General features: G+C 73.4%; 16 protein-coding genes. 7 read left to right on the forward strand and 9 right to left on the reverse strand.

The window, feature by feature from the left end; translation table 11 throughout:
• Window positions 1-282: 282 nt before the first annotated feature.
• Window positions 283-1,890, forward strand: coding sequence for a citramalate synthase (gene cimA / locus ACFT5B_RS13140; RefSeq protein WP_386798928.1), 1,608 nt, complete (start codon window positions 283-285; stop codon window positions 1,888-1,890).
• A gap of 46 nt (window positions 1,891-1,936) precedes the next feature.
• Here the strand turns inward: cimA and ACFT5B_RS13145 are convergent, their stop codons facing one another.
• On the reverse strand, window positions 1,937-2,617 hold the full coding sequence (locus ACFT5B_RS13145; protein WP_386798931.1) for a hypothetical protein: 681 nt from the start codon (window positions 2,615-2,617) through the stop codon (window positions 1,937-1,939).
• Window positions 2,618-2,721: 104 nt separating this feature from the next.
• Here ACFT5B_RS13145 and ACFT5B_RS13150 point away from each other — a divergent pair, with 104 nt between their 5' ends.
• Entirely contained in the window at window positions 2,722-3,792 is a 1,071-nt protein-coding gene (locus ACFT5B_RS13150; protein ID WP_386798933.1) for a biotin/lipoate A/B protein ligase family protein, read from the forward strand.
• 25 nt (window positions 3,793-3,817) lie between these two features.
• Here the strand turns inward: ACFT5B_RS13150 and ACFT5B_RS13155 are convergent, their stop codons facing one another.
• Window positions 3,818-4,588, reverse strand: coding sequence for a YggS family pyridoxal phosphate-dependent enzyme (locus ACFT5B_RS13155; protein WP_386798935.1), 771 nt, complete (start codon window positions 4,586-4,588; stop codon window positions 3,818-3,820).
• 55 nt (window positions 4,589-4,643) lie between these two features.
• Here ACFT5B_RS13155 and ACFT5B_RS13160 point away from each other — a divergent pair, with 55 nt between their 5' ends.
• Entirely contained in the window at window positions 4,644-5,066 is a 423-nt protein-coding gene (locus ACFT5B_RS13160; RefSeq protein WP_386798937.1) for a YccF domain-containing protein, read from the forward strand.
• A gap of 26 nt (window positions 5,067-5,092) precedes the next feature.
• On the opposite strand, the gene ybaK is transcribed toward ACFT5B_RS13160, so the two are convergent.
• The 3 genes from ybaK to ACFT5B_RS13175 all read right to left on the reverse strand — a co-directional run bounded on the left by ybaK (window position 5,093) and on the right by ACFT5B_RS13175 (window position 9,436).
• Entirely contained in the window at window positions 5,093-5,608 is a 516-nt protein-coding gene (gene ybaK / locus ACFT5B_RS13165; RefSeq protein WP_386798939.1) for a Cys-tRNA(Pro) deacylase, read from the reverse strand.
• A 40-nt stretch (window positions 5,609-5,648) separates the two neighbouring features.
• Window positions 5,649-8,315 carry a DEAD/DEAH box helicase gene (locus ACFT5B_RS13170; RefSeq protein ID WP_386798941.1) on the reverse strand — a complete coding sequence of 889 codons (2,667 nt, stop codon included), beginning with the start codon at window positions 8,313-8,315 and terminating at the stop codon, window positions 5,649-5,651.
• 194 nt (window positions 8,316-8,509) lie between these two features.
• Window positions 8,510-9,436, reverse strand: a complete 927-nt coding sequence (locus ACFT5B_RS13175; protein ID WP_386798943.1) for a 3-methyladenine DNA glycosylase — start codon at window positions 9,434-9,436, stop codon at window positions 8,510-8,512.
• A gap of 309 nt (window positions 9,437-9,745) precedes the next feature.
• On the opposite strand from ACFT5B_RS13175, the gene ACFT5B_RS13180 reads away from it, so the two are divergent.
• Window positions 9,746-10,369: a hypothetical protein gene (locus tag ACFT5B_RS13180; RefSeq protein ID WP_386798945.1), complete on the forward strand. Its 624-nt coding sequence runs from the start codon at window positions 9,746-9,748 to the stop codon at window positions 10,367-10,369.
• A 16-nt stretch (window positions 10,370-10,385) separates the two neighbouring features.
• Here the strand turns inward: ACFT5B_RS13180 and ACFT5B_RS13185 are convergent, their stop codons facing one another.
• A complete protein-coding gene (locus tag ACFT5B_RS13185; protein WP_386798947.1) occupies window positions 10,386-11,423 on the reverse strand; it encodes an aldo/keto reductase in 1,038 nt (345 codons plus the stop codon).
• Between the two features lie 89 nt (window positions 11,424-11,512).
• On the opposite strand from ACFT5B_RS13185, the gene ACFT5B_RS13190 reads away from it, so the two are divergent.
• A complete protein-coding gene (locus ACFT5B_RS13190; RefSeq protein ID WP_386798949.1) occupies window positions 11,513-12,424 on the forward strand; it encodes a methyltransferase domain-containing protein in 912 nt (303 codons plus the stop codon).
• 28 nt (window positions 12,425-12,452) lie between these two features.
• On the opposite strand, the gene ACFT5B_RS13195 is transcribed toward ACFT5B_RS13190, so the two are convergent.
• On the reverse strand, window positions 12,453-12,920 hold the full coding sequence (locus ACFT5B_RS13195) for a GNAT family N-acetyltransferase (RefSeq protein WP_386798951.1): 468 nt from the start codon (window positions 12,918-12,920) through the stop codon (window positions 12,453-12,455).
• A gap of 38 nt (window positions 12,921-12,958) precedes the next feature.
• On the opposite strand from ACFT5B_RS13195, the gene ACFT5B_RS13200 reads away from it, so the two are divergent.
• Window positions 12,959-13,750: a fumarylacetoacetate hydrolase family protein gene (locus ACFT5B_RS13200; RefSeq protein ID WP_386798953.1), complete on the forward strand. Its 792-nt coding sequence runs from the start codon at window positions 12,959-12,961 to the stop codon at window positions 13,748-13,750.
• Window positions 13,751-13,773: 23 nt separating this feature from the next.
• Here ACFT5B_RS13200 and ACFT5B_RS13205 read toward each other — a convergent pair whose 3' ends face one another.
• Window positions 13,774-14,985 (reverse strand): amidohydrolase, encoded by a 1,212-nt coding sequence (locus ACFT5B_RS13205; protein WP_386798955.1) that lies wholly within the window; start codon window positions 14,983-14,985, stop codon window positions 13,774-13,776.
• Window positions 14,982-16,169 (reverse strand): YncE family protein, encoded by a 1,188-nt coding sequence (locus ACFT5B_RS13210; RefSeq protein WP_386798957.1) that lies wholly within the window; start codon window positions 16,167-16,169, stop codon window positions 14,982-14,984. Before ACFT5B_RS13210 ends, ACFT5B_RS13205 begins: the two co-directional genes overlap by 4 nt.
• 58 nt (window positions 16,170-16,227) lie before the next feature.
• Here ACFT5B_RS13210 and ACFT5B_RS13215 point away from each other — a divergent pair, with 58 nt between their 5' ends.
• Window positions 16,228-16,896, forward strand: a complete 669-nt coding sequence (locus tag ACFT5B_RS13215; RefSeq protein ID WP_386798959.1) for a GntR family transcriptional regulator — start codon at window positions 16,228-16,230, stop codon at window positions 16,894-16,896.
• The last annotated feature ends 1 nt before the right edge of the window (window position 16,897 follow it).

Here is a 16,897-nt window from a genome sequence, read left to right on the forward strand (position 1 = left end):
GGAGCTTATTCTCACCTAGCGCGTTCGACACACCTCGTCGAACGCGCAGACCTCCCGCACCCCGGGGGGTTTTTTTGTTGCCGGGCCCACCACCGCCCGGCACCACGGAACGAGCTCCCGGCCCCGACCCCGGGCCGACCGTCGCGGCACCGCCGCTCGGCGACCGAGGTGGACCACGCTCGCCGGTGCCCCGCTCCATCCGGAGCGGGGCCCGGCGACGAAACCGACCGCACGCCTGCCGCTGTCCCCCCAGGTGCGGGACCGCAGGAAGAGAGCCACCCGATGACCTTCCACGTCTACGACACGACGCTCCGCGACGGTGCGCAGCAGGAGGGGATGAACCTCTCCGTCGCGGACAAGCTGGCGATCGCGCCGCTGCTGGACGAGCTGGGCGTCGGGTTCATCGAGGGCGGCTGGCCGGGTGCGGTACCGAAGGACACCGAGTTCTTCCGTCGTGCGGCCAAGGAGCTCGACCTCAAGAACGCGGTGCTCGCCGCGTTCGGTTCCACGCGCAAGGCGGGGACCCGCGCCGTCGACGACCCGCAGGTGCGGGCGCTGGTCGACTCGGAGGCGCCCGTCGTCGCGCTCGTCTCCAAGTCGGACCTGCGCCACGCCGAGCGCGCGCTGCGCACCACGGGCGACGAGAACCTGGCGATGATCTCCGACACCGTCGCCTTCCTCGTGCGCGAGGGCCGCCGCGTCGTCGTGGACGCCGAGCACTTCTTCGACGGCTACCGGTTCGACGCCGACTACTCGCGGGCCGCGGTCCTCACGGCGTTCGAGGCCGGAGCCGAGGTCGTGGCGCTGTGCGACACGAACGGCGGCATGATCCCCGACTGGATCACCGAGATCGTCTCCGAGCTCCGCGAGCACACCGGTGACCGGATCCTCGGCATCCACACGCACAACGACTCGGGCTGCGCCGTCGCGAACTCCCTGGCCGCGGTGAGCGCAGGCGCGACCCACGTCCAGGGCACCGTCAACGGGTACGGGGAGCGGACCGGCAACGCGGACCTCCTCACCATCGTGGCGAACCTCGAGCTCAAGCTGGGCCGGCAGCTCCTCGCCGCCGACGGGCTGCAGGAGGCCACGCGGATCGCGCACGCGATCAGCGAGCTGACCAACATCACGCCCTACGGACGTCAGCCGTACGTCGGCGCGAGCGCGTTCGCGCACAAGGCCGGCCTCCACGCGAGCGCCATCAAGGTCGACCCCGACCTGTACCAGCACATCGACCCGACGCTCGTCGGCAACGACATGCGCATGCTGATCTCCGACATGGCAGGGCGCGCGTCGATCGAGCTCAAGGGTCGGGAGCTCGGGTTCGACCTGGCCGGACAGGGGGACCTGCTCTCGCGCGTGACCAACCGGGTCAAGGACGCCGAGGCGCACGGCTACACCTACGACGCCGCCGACGCCTCCTTCGAGCTCCTCCTGCGCGAAGAGATCGACGGCAGCCTCCCGCCGTACTTCCGCGTCGAGAGCTGGCGGACGATCGTCGAGACCCGGCCGGAGTCGAGCGGGACGGAGAAGGCCGACGGCGTCGTCGCGACCGCCGAGGCCACGGTCAAGCTCCACACCGGCGAAGAGCGCATCGTCTCGACCGGCGAGGGCAACGGGCCCGTCAACGCCCTCGACCACGCGCTGCGCCAGGCGCTCGTGCGCGTGTACCCCGAGCTCGAGGAGTTCGAGCTCATCGACTTCAAGGTCCGCATCCTCGACCAGTCGCACGGCACCGACGCGATCACGCGCGTGCTCATCGAGACGACCGACGGCAACCGCTCCTGGTCCACCGTCGGCGTCGGGCCGAACCTCATCGAGGCTGCGTGGGAGGCCCTGACCGGGTCGACGGTCTACGGGCTCATCCACGCAGGCGTCGAGCCGCGCTGACCCCGCGACGCAGACGGGCCGTCTGCGTCCCGACGGGAATCGAGCGTCAGGGCTCGCGCGTGACCTCGAGCTGCACGCGGGTGCCGGCGAGCCGCGCGACCATGTCGTCGAGGAGCGCCGCGGAGCGCTCGCCGAAGCCGTCGCCCGCGGTGCCCCGGACGGCGAGGTGGATGCGCACCGGGTAGGACGTGCCGGCCGACTCGGGGACGATGCCCTTGACCCTGTCGGTCGTGACGGCGGTCAGCGTCGCCTGCACGAGGGCGCGCAGCTCGCCACGGGTCGAGTCGTCGTCGGACCCGGCTTCCGTGGCGAGATCTACGCGCAGCTGCCCGGCCGCGTCGTCCCAGACGGGAGCCGCGCCGCCCCGCGGGTAGCTCACGACGGCGAGCGGCGCCACGCCCTGCAGGCGTCCCACCAGGTCCTCGGCCTCGTGGCGCGTGTACGGGCCGTAGTCGTCCTCGCACACCGCGACCTCGAGACGCACCGACGCGCCCTTGGCGCCCTGCGGCATCGAGTGGCCGAACTCGCCTTCGCGCACGCCGCGGACGACGCCCAGCACGAGGGTCCCGAGGGCCTCCGCGGTCTCCCGGTCGTCGTCGGGCACGGCCACGAGCGAGCTGCGGAGCACGACCTCGTTCGTGGACGCGCGCCACGTCTCGGTGACGTCGTCGGGCACGGGCGGGAGCTCGGCGGGCGCGGCCTCGCGGCGGGCGAACGGGTTCTTCATGCGGACCAGGGTGGCACACGTCATGCCTACGCTCGGAATCGGCGGCCCACCTGGCCGGTTGTCGCCTGAGGACGGCTGGTAGGACGACGAGAACGGAGCGTGACGTGCGCGGCGAGTACAAGGTCCCCGGGGGCAAGCTGGTGGCGGTCGACGTCGAGACCCACTCGGGGTCCGCAGGGGACGTGATCGCGTCCGCGGCCGTGAGCGGCGACTTCTTCCTGGAGCCCGACGACGCGCTCGAGCTCATCGACGCCGCGCTCGTCGGGCGTCCCACCGACGCGAGCGTGGCCGACCTCGCGCGGGCCGTCGACGCGGCTCTCGCGACCGCGCCGTACGACGTCGCGCTCGTCGGCTTCGACGCCGAGGCCGTCGCGATCGCCGTCCGCCGGGCCCTGGGGCACGCGACCGGGTGGCAGGACCACGTGTTCGAGGTCGTCCACGAGGTCGCCCAGACTCCCGCCATGCACATGGCCCTCGACCAGGCGCTCGCCGAGTCCGTCGGCCGGGGCGACCGCGGCCCGACGCTGCGGATCTGGGAGTGGGAGCGGCCCGCCGTCGTCATCGGCTCGTTCCAGTCGCTGCGCAACGAGGTCGACGCCGAGGGTGCAGAGCGTCACGGGGTCACCGTCGTGCGCCGGGTCTCCGGTGGCGGGGCGATGTTCATCGAGCCCGGCAACACCATCACCTACTCGCTCACCGTGCCCGCGTCGCTCGTCGAGGGGCTGAGCTTCGAGCGGTCGTACGCGTTCCTCGACGACTGGGTGCTGGGCGCGCTCGCCGACGTCGGCGTCGAGGCCACCTACCAGCCGCTCAACGACATCGCGTCGGCCAAGGGCAAGATCGGCGGCGCCGCCCAGAAGCGGATGGCCGACGGGACCGTCCTGCACCACGTGACGATGTCCTACGACATCGACGCCGACAAGATGGTGGAGGTCCTGCGGATCGGCCGCGAGAAGCTGTCCGACAAGGGCACGAAGAGCGCCAACAAGCGGGTCGACCCGGTGCGCTCGCAGACCGGTCTGCCGCGCGAGGACGTCATCGAGGCGTTCAAGAAGCACTTCGAGGGCCGCTACCGGACGGTGCCGGGCGAAGTCACCGCCCAGGAGCGGGAGCGCGCCGAGGAGCTGGTCCGCACCAAGTTCGACACGCCGGAGTGGACCGCGCGCGTGCCGTGAGCGACGGGCCGCGCGAGCGGCTCGGTCAGGTCCGGTCGCCGAAGATGGCCGTGCCCACCCGGACGATCGTGGCACCCTCGCCGACGGCGAGCTCGAGGTCGCCGCTCATCCCCATCGAGAGCTCGCGCGCGCCGGACGTCCCCGACGTGCCGCCGCGGACGTCGTCGCGCAGGTCACGCAGGCACGCGAAGCCCCGCCGCACGGTCGTGTCGTCGGTGGTGCGCGCGCCGATCGTCATGAAGCCGACGAGGTGGATGCGGGGGAGTGCCGCCACGGCGAGGGCGAGGTCCGCCGCACGGTCGGGCTCGATCCCCGTCTTCGACGCCTCGCCCGAGACGTTGACCTGGACCATGACCTCGAGATCGGTGTCGACGGTTTCCGCGCGCCGGGACAGCCGCTGCGCGAGCCCGAGCGAGTCCACCGTCTCGACGCACGACGCCAGCCCGACGACGGCGTTGACCTTGTTGGACTGGAGGTGCCCGATGAGGTGCGTGCGCAGGCGTCCCGACGCCACGGCGTCCTGCAGGGCGGGGGCCTTGGCGACCAGCTCCTGGACCCGGTTCTCCCCGACGAGGTCGACGCCCGCCGCCACGGCTGCGAGGACGACGTCCGCAGGCTGCGTCTTGGTGGCGACGAGGAGGCGCACGGAGGCGGGGTCCCGGCCGGCGTCGGTCGCGGCACGGGCGATGCGCTCCCGGACCCGGGCGACGTTCGCCGCGACGCGCGCCACGAGGTCCGGCGGGGGGACGAGACCCAGCGCACCCGTCGGAGCAGGGGCGGGGACGTCGTCGTACATGGGCCGAGTCTAGGAGCCCCAGCGCGCATGCGCGCCCGTCGGGGACACTGGAGGCATGAAGACGATCCTCAACGTTCTCTGGCTGGTGCTGAGCGGCTTCTGGCTCGCCCTCGGCTACGTGGCGGCGGGAATCATCTGCTGCATCCTCATCGTCACCATCCCGTTCGGGATCGCGTCGTTCCGAATCGCCGGCTACGCGCTGTGGCCGTTCGGCCGGACCATCGTCGACAAGCCGGGCGCCGGCGCGGGCTCGGTGATCGGCAACGTCATCTGGATCGTCTTCGCGGGGCTGTGGCTCGCGATCGGGCACATCGTCAGCGGCATCGCGCTCTGCATCACGATCATCGGCATCCCGTTTGGCATCGCGAACTTCAAGATGGTGCCGATCTCGCTCGTCCCGCTCGGCAAGGACATCGTCAGCACCGACACCCTGCGCCAGCCGTACCCGGCCGGCTACCCGTACCCGCCGCAGGGCTGACCTGCGCGCGGCGTCGCCGGCTGTCGTCAGTCCCGGGCGACGGGCGCCGTCGTCGCGCCCGTGAGGCGCACGAGGTCCTCCGGGGCGAGCCCGACGTCGAAGCCCCGCCGACCGCCCGACACGTACACGGTGTCGAACGCGAGCGCCGAGTCGTCGAGCACCGTGACGAGCCGCTGCTTCTGCCCGAGCGGCGAGATCCCGCCGACGACGTAGCCGGTCGCGCGCTCGGCAGCGGCCTGCTCCGCGAGCGCCGCCTTCTTGCCACCCGCCGCCTTGGCGAGGGCCTTGAGGTCCAGCTTGCGGTCGACGGGCACGATCCCGACGACGAGCCGCCCGTCGACGTCGCTCACGAGCGTCTTGAAGACCCGGGCCGGCTCGACGCCGATCGCCGCGGCTGCCTCCAGCCCGTACCCGAGATCGGTGGACGGGTCGTGCTCGTACGGGTGCTGCGTGAACGTGACGCCGGCCCGCTCGAGGGCGACGACCGCCGGGGTGCCGCCGTGGCCCGCGCTCTTGCCGCCGGACCGACTCTTCTTCGCCATGACCCCATGGTGCCAGGGCACCGCGTGGCTCCGCCGCAGGTCAGAGGCGCCCGGCGCGCACGACCTCCAGCACGACCTCGCCGGCCTCGTCGCTCGCCGCCAGGTCGACGACGGCGTCGAGCACCCAGTCGTGGTCGCCGTCCGGGTCGTCGAGGGTCTGGCGGACGAACCAGGTCCCCGGTGCGAGGTCCTCGCCCGACGGCGTCTCGCCCGACTCGACGAGCGTCACCAGGGCGGTGGACCGGGCGCCCGCGTCGATGCCGATCGCGTCGTCGCCGTACTCCTCGAACATGGGGTCGAGCGCGTCGTGCCAGGCGCCGGCGTCCCAGCCCGACGTGCCGTCGAGCGAGCCGAGGGCGTCCCAGTCCTCGCGCGACGCCAGCTCGACGCGCCGGAACAGCGCGTTGCGGACGAGCACGCGCAGCGCGCGGGGCGTCGCCGTCAGCGGGCGCGCGGCCGCGGACTCTCCCGTGCCTGCGAGGGGGGTGTCGCCCGTCTGGTCGTCCGCGTCGTCGTCGACGGGGCGCGCCAGGCGCTCCCACTCGTCGAGCAGGCTCGAGTCGACCCCGCGGACGAGCTCGCCCAGCCACTCCGTGATCTCGAGGACCTCCTCGGTGCGGTGCTCCTCGGGGACGGTGCGGCGGATCGCCCGGTACGCGTCGGCGAGGTAGCGCAGGACGACGCCCTCGGTCCGGTCGAGCTGGTACGTCGAGACGAGCTCGGCGAATGTCATGGCGCGCTCGAGCATGTCGCGGACGACCGACTTGGGCGACAGCCGCGCGTCGGACACCCAGGGGTTGGAGCGCCGGTACGTCTCGAACGCCGGCTCGAGGAGCTCGGCGAGCGGCTGCGGCCAGGTGACGTCCTCGAGCGCGGCCATGCGCTCGTCGTAGTCGTAGCCCTCGGCCTTCATCGCGGCGACCGCCTCGCCCCGTGCCTTGAACTGCTGGGCGACCAGGACCTGGCGCGGGTCGTCGAGGGTGGCCTCGATGACGGAGACGACGTCGAGCGGGTACTCCGGCGCTTCGGTGTTCAGCAGGTCCATGGCCGCGAGCGCGAACGGCGAGAGCGGCTGGTCGAGCGCGAAGTCGCGGGGCACGTCGACCGTGAGCCGCACGCTCGGGTGCCAGCCGCGCGGGTCGGCCTTGTCGGGGACACGCACCCGCTCGACGATCCCGGCGACCCGCAGCGACCGGTAGATACGGAACACCTGCCGGACGTGCTCGGCGCGCTGCGCGTCGGTGTCGTGGTTGGCGAGGAGCAGGTGGCGCATCGCGAGGACGGGGTCGTGGGCGTCCGCGGTTCCCGGGGCGTGCGGGTGCTCGGAGCGCGCGAGCACGTTGAGCACCATTCCGTGCGACACCTTGAAATGGCTGGTCAGGGGCTCGGGGTCGGCGTCGCGGAGCCGCTCGAACGTCTTGTCCGTCCAGTTCACCGAGCCCTCGGGGGCCTTCTTCCGGACGATCTTCTTGAGCTTCTTCGGGTCGTCCCCGGCCTTCTCGAGCGCCTTGCGGTTCTCGATCACGTGGTCCGGCGCCATGACGAGCACCTCGCCCACCGTGTCGTAGCCGGCCCGCCCCGCGCGGCCCGCGATCTGGTGGAACTCGCGCGCCGTGAGGTGGCGCATGCGCTCGCCGTCGAACTTCACGAGGCTCGTCAGGAGGACCGTGCGGATCGGGACGTTGATGCCGACGCCGAGCGTGTCGGTGCCGCACACGACCTTGAGCAGCCCGCGCTGCGTGAGCCGCTCGACGACGCGCCGGTACTTGGGCAGCATGCCCGCGTGGTGCACGCCGACGCCGTGCCGGAGCAGGCGGGACAAGGTGCGGCCGAAGCCGCTCGTGAACCGGAAGTCCCCGAGCTCGTCCGCGATGGCGGCCTTCTCGTCGCGCGTGGCGAGGTTCATCGACAGCAGGGCCTGCGCCCGCTCGACGGCGGACGCCTGCGTGAAGTGCACGACGTAGACCGGGGCGCGGTGCGTGTGCACGAGCTCGTCGACGACCTCGGTGAGCGGCTCGACGACGTACGAGTACGTGAGCGGGACAGGACGCTCGACGCTCGTCACGACGGCGACGTCGCGGCCGCTGCGACGCTCGAGCTCGTCCGTGAAGCGCGACGTGTCGCCGAGCGTCGCCGACATCAGCACGAACTGGGTGTGGGGGAGCTCGAGCAGCGGGACCTGCCACGCCCACCCGCGCTGCGGGTCCGCGTAGTAGTGGAACTCGTCCATGACGACCTGCGCGACCGCGGGGTCGTCGGCGTCGCCCGCGCCGTCGCGCAGGGCGATGTTGGCGAGGATCTCCGCCGTGCAGCAGATGATCGGGGCGCCCGGGTTCACGGCCGTGTCACCCGTCATCATCCCGACGTTCGCCGACCCGAACGCCGCCACGAGCGCGAAGAACTTCTCGCTCACCAACGCCTTGAGCGGCGCCGTGTAGTAGGTGCGACCGCTCGCGACACCCGCGTGCCGGTCCGCCAGCGCGAAGAACTGCGCGCCCAGCGCGACCAGCGATTTCCCCGAGCCCGTCGGCGTCGCGAGGATCACGTGCGACTCCGACGCCAGCTCGATGAGCGCCTCGCTCTGGTGGTCGTACAGGTTCAGACCCTGGTCCGACGCCCACGTCGCGAACGCGTCGTAGAGCACGTCGGCGTCCGGAGCCTCCCCGGACGGCGCGACGTCGGGCAGGAGGTCCGCGAGCGTGGTCACCGGACCATCCTCCCAGGCGCTCGCGGCGACGCCGACGGTGACGCTCGTCGCGCCGGTGGTGACGTTCCGTTCGCCGGCGGTGACGTTCCGTTCGCCGGCGGTGACGTTGTGTTCGCCCACGGTGACGTCGCGGTCGCCGACTGCGACGCGGGTTGGCGGGCGAGCGCGACAAGATGGCGCAGTCGCGGAAAGGGTTAGGCCGCTGCGAGGAGAGTGGTGCAGGCGTCCAGCAAGCGGGCGCGCAGGCCGACTGAGCGCTCGGCGAAGTCCTGCTGCCGTCGGACGTACTCGGCCCGGCCGTCGGGTGTCTCGATCGCGACGGGCGCGAGCCCGTACGACGACACGTCGTAGGGGCTCGCCTGCATGTCGAGGATCCGCACGTCGCGGGCGAGCTCGAACGTGTCGAGCAGCAGATCGCCGGGCACGGCGGGCCCGAGCTTGAGCGCCCACTTGTACAGGTCCATGTTGGCGTGCAGACAACCCGGCTGCTCGAGGGCGGGCTGGGTCTCGCGCGTCGGGTGCTCGGTGTTGAGGCCGGACGCCTCAGGGGTGAAGAAGCGGTACGCGTCGAAGTGGGTGCACCGGATCCGGTGACCCTCGACGACGGCGTCCGTGCCGTCCCCGCCCAGGCGCAGGGGGAGCGGGTGGCGGCTCTCGCGCCCGGCGGCGTGGTCGCGGTAGACCATGGCCCACTCGTGCAGCCCGAGGCAGCCGAACCGGGCGGGGCGGGACGCGGTCGCCGCCAGCAGGTCGACGACGTAGCGGATGGTGTCGCCGCGCTCCGCGAGGAACGCGGCGACGTCGAGCGTGACGCCGTCGGGCAGGGCGCGGTACCAGCGCCAGGTGCGCCGCTCCTCGAGTGCGACGCGGAGGTCCGGCCGGGCGTCGTCGGGGGGTGTCCCGAGGACGACGCCCGGACCCGGGTGCCAGCGCCTCAGCTGCGCGGGCCGGGTCGGGTAGTAGGTGAACAGGAAGTCCTCGATGGCGTGCGTCGCGCCGGTCGTGCGGCGTTCACGCCAGCCGGCCGTGAACGCGTCTGCGCGTGCTGCGTGGGCGCGCGCCTGCTCGGCCCACCGCACGTACGGCAGCGGCGGTGCAGCGAGGACGGCGGCCGTGGACACGGCCTCAGGATAGGCGCCGGCCGGCCCGGGCCGGGCCGTCGACCCTTGGCGTGACAACCTCTCGACAGACTCTTCACAGGTCCTGTCTTTATTTGTGCTTTACCTCGTCTTCGGTCAGAATAGAAGGAACCTCGCGGGCGGCGGCGGCACTTCTTGCGGACGTCGCCCCAGGTGGGCGTCGGTTGCCAGTGGCTCAGGTAGCCCCCGCCGGACGCTCAGACGAATCTCGAGGTATACCCAGCAACTGCCCAGTAGCAAGTCCCAGACTTGATCGACCCGACACCACGGACGGCCCACGAGAGGAGCGGGATGACGACGACCCAGTCGCACGGCGACCGTCCCGCCCGCGTGCTCGGCGCCGTCGCGATCGGGCTCGCCGCGCTCGCCCTCGTCATGGGCGTGCTCGTCCCGCGAGCGGCGATCGTGCTCGGCGTCGGGACGCTCGTCTGCGCGGGGATCGCGTGGTCGCGCACGGACCGGGCGGACCGCACCGGGCGCCGGCTCGCCATCTGGGGCGTCGTGCTCGCGATCGTCGCCGGCCTCGCGGTCGGCGCCTCGCAGTCCGCGTCGACGAGCTCCGTCGGTACCCCGAGCCCGACCGCGACCGTCGACGACGTCGACGGGGCGGCGACCGACGAGGTCCTCACCGAAGGCCTCGCGATCGACATCGGGACGAGCAGCGTGCCCGGGTCCACCGTCGAGTTCTCCGGCCTCCCGGTGTCCGTGACCAACGTGTCCGCCGCGGGCGCGGCCTTCACGATCGGCCTCGAGGCCCGCGCCTCCGACGGCGCCGTGGTCGCGAGCGACGAGGTCGCCGTCCGCGACCTCGCCGTCGGCTCCGCGACGACCGTGTGGGCGTTCCAGGACACCGACCTCACCGCCCAGCAGCTGCACGACGCCACGGTCAGCGTGAGCTCCGTCGAGGTGGTCTAGGAGACCGGGCTCCCCGTCAGAAGGGCGCGACCTTGCGCGGCGGCGGGAAGATCCCGTCGAGCTCGGCCAGGTCGCCGGCCGCCGGCACCCAGGACGCCGCGGCGGCGTTCTGCCGCACCTGGTCGGGACGCGTGGCGCCCGCGATGACGCTCGCGACCTGCGGGCGCGACAGGAGCCACCCGATCGCGACCTCGAGGTCCGTGAGCCCCCGCACCTCGGCGAACGCGTGCAGCCGGGCCAGCTTCTCCCAGGGTGCCTGCTCGAGGAGCTCGGGCTTGGTGTGGACGAGGCGGCCGTCACCGGGCCGGGAACCGTCCGCGTACTTCCCGGTCAGGAGACCGTTGGCGAGCGGGTAGTAGGGCAGCACCCCGAGCCCGTAGGCCTCGGCGGCGGGCAGCACCTCGAGCTCGGCCTTGCGTGCCAGCAGGTTGTACTCGTTCTGCGCGGACACGAAGCGCGTCGTCCCGAGCGCACGGGCCACGTGCTCGGCGTCCGCGATCTGCCAGCCCGCCCGGTTCGCGTGCCCGACGTAGCGCACCTTCCCGGCCCGCACGACGTCGTCGAGCGCGGCGAGCGTCTCGTCGATCGGGGTGAGCGGATCCGGCGTGTGGAACTGGTAGAGGTCGATGCGGTCGGTCCCGAGGCGGCGCAGCGACCCCTCGACCGCCTTCACGACGTACCGCCGTGACCCGCGGGCGTCGAAGTCGCGACCGTTGAGGTCGCCCACGCTCATGCCGAACTTCGTGGCGACGACGACGTCGTCGCGGCGCTTCCCGAGGGTCTTGCCGAGGATCTCCTCCGCCAGACCGGGGCGGACGCCGTAGTTGTCGGCGACGTCGAAGAACGTGATCCCCGCGTCGAGCGCGGCGTCGACGAGCAGCTGCGAGCCCTCGACGGTCGAGGTGACGGTGTTCGACCGGCCCAGGTTGTTGCAGCCGAGCCCGATCGCGGACACGACCAGGCCTGACCGTCCGAGCCGGCGCTGGGCGGGCGGCCCGGCGTTCTCGGTGGCGCGGACCGGTTCGGGCTCGGGGACCTGCAGCTCGTCGCTCATGGTCCCGAGCCTAAGAGGTTCGAGCGACCCGGTCGCCAGCATGTGAGAAGCGGGTCGTGGCCGCGGGTCCCCGCGCCTACCGTGGATCCATGACCGAAGCTACCGGCGCACCCGCCGGATCCCTGTCCGGGTCGCCTCTCGCCGAAGACGACGTCGAGGCGCCCAGCACCCCGCAGCACCACCCCCTGTCCGCGGAGTCCGAGTCCTACACCCACGGCCATCACGAGTCCGTCCTCCGGTCGCACCGGTGGCGGACCGCCGCGAACTCCGCGGCCTACCTCGTGCCGCACCTCGTCCGCGGCAACAGCCTGCTCGACGTCGGCTGCGGCCCGGCCACGCTCACCGTCGACCTCGCGCGCTACGTCGCGCCCGGCCGGGTCGTCGGTGTCGACGCCTCGGAGAAGGTGCTCGAGGCGGCCCGCGCGCTCGGCGACAACAGCGGCCTGGAGAACGTCGAGTTCGGGCACGCCAACGCGTACGAGCTCCCCTTCGAGGACGACTCGTTCGACGTGGTGCACGCCCACCAGCTCCTGCAGCACCTGTCCGACCCGGTCGCGGCGCTGCGCGAGATGCACCGCGTCGCGAAGCCCGGCGGCCTCGTCGCCGTCCGCGACGCCGACTACTCCGCCATGACGTGGTACCCCGAGAACGCGGGCCTCACGGAATGGAACGAGCTCTACCACGAGGTCACGTCGGCCTACGGCTACCAGGCCGACGCCGGACGGCGCCTGCTCGCCTGGGTCCAGGAGGCGGGCTTCGACCCGGCCGGCGTGGTGCCGTCCGCGGGGGTCTGGTGCTACGCCACGCCGACCGACCGCGAGTGGTGGGGCGAGCTGTGGGCCGAGCGGTGCCTCGAGTCGAACTTCGCCGTCCAGGCCAAGGACTCCGGCCTTGCCGACGACGTCGCGCTCGAGCAGCTCGCGCACGAGTGGAAGGGGTGGGCCGCGTCGCCCGAGGGGTGGTTCGCCGTCCTGCACGGCGAGGTTCTCGCCCGGGCCTGACGCGGCGTCGGGCCCACCCGGCGGCGGCTCAGGGAGCCACGAAGTAGGTGAGCGTGGGGTGCCGCCCGTCCGGGCCGGCCCACTCCGCCACGCCCTCGCCCACCTGCCGCCAGCCGAGCCGCTCGTACAACGCGCGCGCCGCGGCCGACCAGTCGGCGACCTCGAGCCCGAGCGGGCGGTCGCCCGCGCCCACCCGTGCGGCGTCCAGCAGGGCCGCCCCCGCTCCTCGGCCGGTCGCGCGCGGCGCGACGAACAGCCGCGAGATCCCGAGCGCCCCCTCGGGCACGCCCGGCCCGGCGAAGCCGTCGGCGAGCGCCACGTGGCCGACCACGACGCCGTCGTCGACGGCGACCCAGGCTCCCACGAAGGCGTCCTGCCAGAGCCACTCGCGCCGCACGTTGAGCGGGCGCGCCGGGTAGCCGTCCCGCTCGTGGACCTGGGTGAGGATCGCGATCAGGGCGGGGGCGTCGTCGTCGGTGCGGGGACGGATCTGCACGTCGGGAGCGTAGCCCGGCGCGTGGCTAGGCTGGGCCCGTGCGCATCGCGAGATTCACGACCGGGGACGACCCCCGCTACGCCATCGTCCAGCAGGAGGGTGACCGCACGTTCCTCGCGGTCCTCACCGGGGACCCGCTCTACATGCCGACGACGCCCACGGGCGAGCGTCTCGAGCTGGGCGACGGCGTCCGGCTCCTCGCGCCCGTGATCCCGCGCTCCAAGATCGTCGCGGTCGGGAAGAACTACGCCGACCACGCGAAGGAGATGGGCGGCGAGGTGCCCAGCAGCCCGCTGCTGTTCTTCAAGCCCAACACGGCGGTCGCCGGACCGGACGACCCGATCGTCCTGCCCGACTTCAGCCAGGAGGTCAGCTACGAGGCCGAGCTCGCGCTCGTCGTCGGGCGCGTCACCAAGGACGTCACCCCGGAGCGGGCGCTCGACCACATCCTCGGGTACACGGTCGCGAACGACGTGACTGCGCGCGACGCCCAGCGCACGGACGGCCAGTGGGCCCGCGCCAAGGGCTTCGACAGCTCGTGCCCGCTCGGCCCGTGGATCGAGACGGAGCTCGACGTCGAGGACGTCGCCGTCCGGTCGCGCGTCAACGGCGAGCCCCGCCAGGACGGGCGCACCCGCGACCTCGTCTTCGACATCCCGTTCCTCGTCTCCTACATCTCCGAGGCGTTCACGCTGCTCCCGGGCGACGTCATCCTCACGGGCACGCCCGCCGGCGTCGGGCTGATCGACCAGGGCGACCGGGTCGAGTGCGAGGTCGAGGGCATCGGGGTCCTCTCGAACCCCGTGGTCCGCCGCGACCCTTCGCTCTAGCACGTCGCCGGGCGGGGACGTGCTCAGACGAGCACGTCCCCGTCCCGCGCGACGACCCGGCCGCCCGCGACGACGAGCGCGCGGCCCGGCGCCCGCACGACGGCGTCCGGCACGTTCTCGGCGTCGACGAGGACGACGTCCGCGGGCGCGCCCACGACGAGGTCGTGCACGCCACGCCCGACGAACGGGGCGGCGTCCGACGACGCGATCCGCGCCGCGGTCACGAGCTCGTCGTCGTGGCGGAACCGTGACAGCCGGGCCAGCTGGGTCGTGAGCGCGAGCAGGTCGCCCGTGCCGTAGGGCGACCACAGGTCGCGGATCCCGTCCGTCCCCAGCCCGACGGCGACGCCCGCCTCGCGCAGCGCGTGCACGGGCAGGGGAGCGGCGCCGATCGGCGCGACGGTCGTCATCGTGATGCCGGCCTCGCCCATCGCGGCGACGAGGTCCGCCTGCCGCGACGCCGGCAGCTCGCCGACCGCGAACCCGTGCGCCACGTTGACCATGCCCTGGAGCCCCGCGCGCAGCGTGCGCTCGATCATGAGCTCGATCTGGAACGCGCCGAGCGGGCCGCCGTCGTGCAGGTGGACGTCGACGCCCACGCCGCGGCGCTCGGCGATCGCGAACAGCCCGTCGAGCTGGCCGACCGGGTCACGATCGATCGACGCCGGGTCCAGGCCGCCAACGTGCTCGGCGCCCGCGGCCGCCGCCTCGTCGAGCAGCGCGAGCACGCCCGGACGCCGCAGGACGCCGTCCTGGGGGAACGCGACGATCTCGGCGTGCACCGCACCGCCGACGGCCTCGAGCGCGTCGCGGACGACCTCGATGCCCCGCAGCCCGAGGCCGAGGTCGACGTCGACGTGGGTCCGGATCGCGGTGGTCCCGTGCCGGAGGAACTCGCGCAGCACGGCGAGCGTGACGTCGATCCCGGGGATGCCGAGCTCGTCGCGGTGGGCGCGCTCGTGCGCGATCCGGCCCTGCGTGGTGGCCTCGCCGCCGTAGCTGACCCACGGCTTGCCCCACCAGCTCTTGTCGACGTGCGCGTGGGCGTTGACCAGGCCGGGGATGGCGAGCAGGCCGCGCCCGTCGACGACACCGTCGGCGGGTGGGGCAGGGACGGCCGGGTCGTGCGGCGCGAGGGCAGTGATGCGGCCGTCCGCGACGTGCACGTCGACGGCGTCGCCGCCCCAGGGGCGCACGTTCCGCAGGACGGTCACGGTCTCGGGGGAGGGGGTCATGGGGTCGGTCCTTCCGGGAGCGGGACGACCACCTGGGGTCGCCCGGGGATCTGGATCTCGTAGGTCTCGAGCGTGGCGAGGTCGACGACGGTCGCGCCGTCCCACGCGCCGGACTGCGTGTAGCCGCCCGCGAGGACGGCCATGAGCGCGCCGTCCGCGGGGTCGGTCCACGTCGTCACGGTCTCGTGCGTGCGGTCGAGCGCCTTGACGCGCTCGTCGCCCGTCGCGGGGTCGAGGACAGCGACGTTGGGGCCGCCGCCCGCGTTGCCGAACGGCCCGTCGCCCACGACCACGAGGCGGCCGTCGGGGGTGCGCGTCACGCCGTGCTGGTGGCTGTCGGCGGTCTGGCGGATCGTCGACGTGCGTCCGGTGGCCGGGTCGAGCCGCACGACGACGCGTCCCTGGTAGGGCAGGAGGAGCGTGCCGTCGTCGTCGAGGACCGCATAGTGCGGCTTCTCGAACGACGCGAGGCCGCCCTCGGTGCCGAACGGCGCGACCTCGATCCGCCGCGCCTCGAACGTCCGCGTGTCGACGACGTGCACGGAGAACGCGTCGTGGTCGACCGTGTACGCCTCGCGGCCGTCGGCCGAGACCAGGACGTCGAACGGGCGCAGTCCGACGGGCGTGCTCGCGACGACGCGGCGGGAGGCGACGTCGACCGTCTCGAGCGCCGACGTGCCGCCCCGGTTCACGGCCACGTAGACGCGGCGGCCGTCGGGCGAGACGGCGATGCCGGTCCCGCCGAGCCGGTACTCGCCGTACGTGACCTGCGCGGGCGCGTCGCGGTACGGCACGAGGGCGACCCGAGCGCGTGCGGCGAGGTCGACGACCGCGACCCCGCGCGCCGTCGCGACGTACGCGCGCTGCGTGGCGCCGTGGACGGCCACGCCCCACGGCGCCTCGCCGACCTCGACGCGGCCCACGACCGCAGTGCCCTCACGGTCTGCGGGGTCGACGACCACGAGACCGTCGGACTCGGCCTGCGTCGCGAGGAGGTAGCGCGCGGGCGCCGGCGCGGCGGGCTCGGGCACGGAGCTCCTCGGGGTGGTCGGGGTGGGCGCCGCGGTCGTCGCCGTCGTCGTCGGGCTCGGGGCGCCGTCCGCGGTGCTCGGCGTGCAGGCCGCGAGCGCGAAGAGGGCGAGGATGAGCGTGACGATCGTCGGGAGCAAGAAGGCTCGGCGCATCTCAAAACGGTATACCATTTGTGCGCCAGGGGACGCGAGACCCCCCGAGAGGTAGGACATGGAGCTTCCCGGCACGCCGCCGACCGCCTTCGAGCCCGAGCCGCAGCGCGTCGCACGCGTCCTCCGGGACCAGATCGTCGTGGGCGAGCGCGCGCCCGGCAGCAAGCTCGTCGAGCGGGACCTCGCCGACGAGCTCGGGGTGAGCCGCGTGCCCGTCCGCGAGGCGCTCCGCCTCCTCGTGGGCGAGGGGCTCGTCACGCCCCGGCCCCGCACGTGGGCGGTCGTCCGCACCTTCTCGGACGACGACGTCGACGACCTGCTCGACGTCCGCGCGGCGCTCGAAGGCCTCGCCGCCCGGCGCGCGGCCGAGCACCGGGACCCAGGTCGCCTCGGGGCGCTCGCGGACGCACTCGGCCGCGAGGACGACGCCGCCGCTCGGGGTGACGCGGCCGCCGCCCGCCGGGCCGCGGCCGACTTCCACGAGGCCCTCCTCGCGGCCGCCGGCAACACGGTGCTCGACGAGGTCACGGCCGTGACCGCGAGCCGCGCCCGCTGGCTGCTCGGCCAGCACGAGGACCTCGCGCAGATGGCCGGCGAGCACCGCCTCCTGCTCGACGCGATCCACGCCGGCGACGTCGAGGGCGCCGCCCGGACGGTCGCCGCGCACCTGCGGACCTCGCGGTCGGCGGTCGCGTCGCTCCGCTCGGCCGACGACGCGCCCGCCTGAG

The sequence above is a fragment of the Luteimicrobium sp. NPDC057192 genome (assembly GCF_042670205.1).
GTDB lineage: Bacteria > Actinomycetota > Actinomycetes > Actinomycetales > Cellulomonadaceae > Luteimicrobium.

Excerpts from the sequence above, each read along its gene's own strand:
- cimA (WP_386798928.1), top strand. The coding sequence starts at position 283 with ATGACCTTCCACGTCTACGACACGACGCTCCGCGACGGTGCGCAGCAG.
- ACFT5B_RS13145 (WP_386798931.1), bottom strand. The coding sequence starts at position 2,617 with ATGAAGAACCCGTTCGCCCGCCGCGAGGCCGCGCCCGCCGAGCTCCCG.
- ACFT5B_RS13155 (WP_386798935.1), bottom strand. The coding sequence starts at position 4,588 with ATGTACGACGACGTCCCCGCCCCTGCTCCGACGGGTGCGCTGGGTCTC.
- ACFT5B_RS13160 (WP_386798937.1), top strand. The coding sequence starts at position 4,644 with ATGAAGACGATCCTCAACGTTCTCTGGCTGGTGCTGAGCGGCTTCTGG.
- ybaK (WP_386798939.1), bottom strand. The coding sequence starts at position 5,608 with ATGGCGAAGAAGAGTCGGTCCGGCGGCAAGAGCGCGGGCCACGGCGGC.
- ACFT5B_RS13180 (WP_386798945.1), top strand. The coding sequence starts at position 9,746 with ATGACGACGACCCAGTCGCACGGCGACCGTCCCGCCCGCGTGCTCGGC.
- ACFT5B_RS13185 (WP_386798947.1), bottom strand. The coding sequence starts at position 11,423 with ATGAGCGACGAGCTGCAGGTCCCCGAGCCCGAACCGGTCCGCGCCACC.
- ACFT5B_RS13190 (WP_386798949.1), top strand. The coding sequence starts at position 11,513 with ATGACCGAAGCTACCGGCGCACCCGCCGGATCCCTGTCCGGGTCGCCT.
- ACFT5B_RS13205 (WP_386798955.1), bottom strand. The coding sequence starts at position 14,985 with ATGACCCCCTCCCCCGAGACCGTGACCGTCCTGCGGAACGTGCGCCCC.
- ACFT5B_RS13210 (WP_386798957.1), bottom strand. The coding sequence starts at position 16,169 with ATGCGCCGAGCCTTCTTGCTCCCGACGATCGTCACGCTCATCCTCGCC.
- ACFT5B_RS13215 (WP_386798959.1), top strand. The coding sequence starts at position 16,228 with ATGGAGCTTCCCGGCACGCCGCCGACCGCCTTCGAGCCCGAGCCGCAG.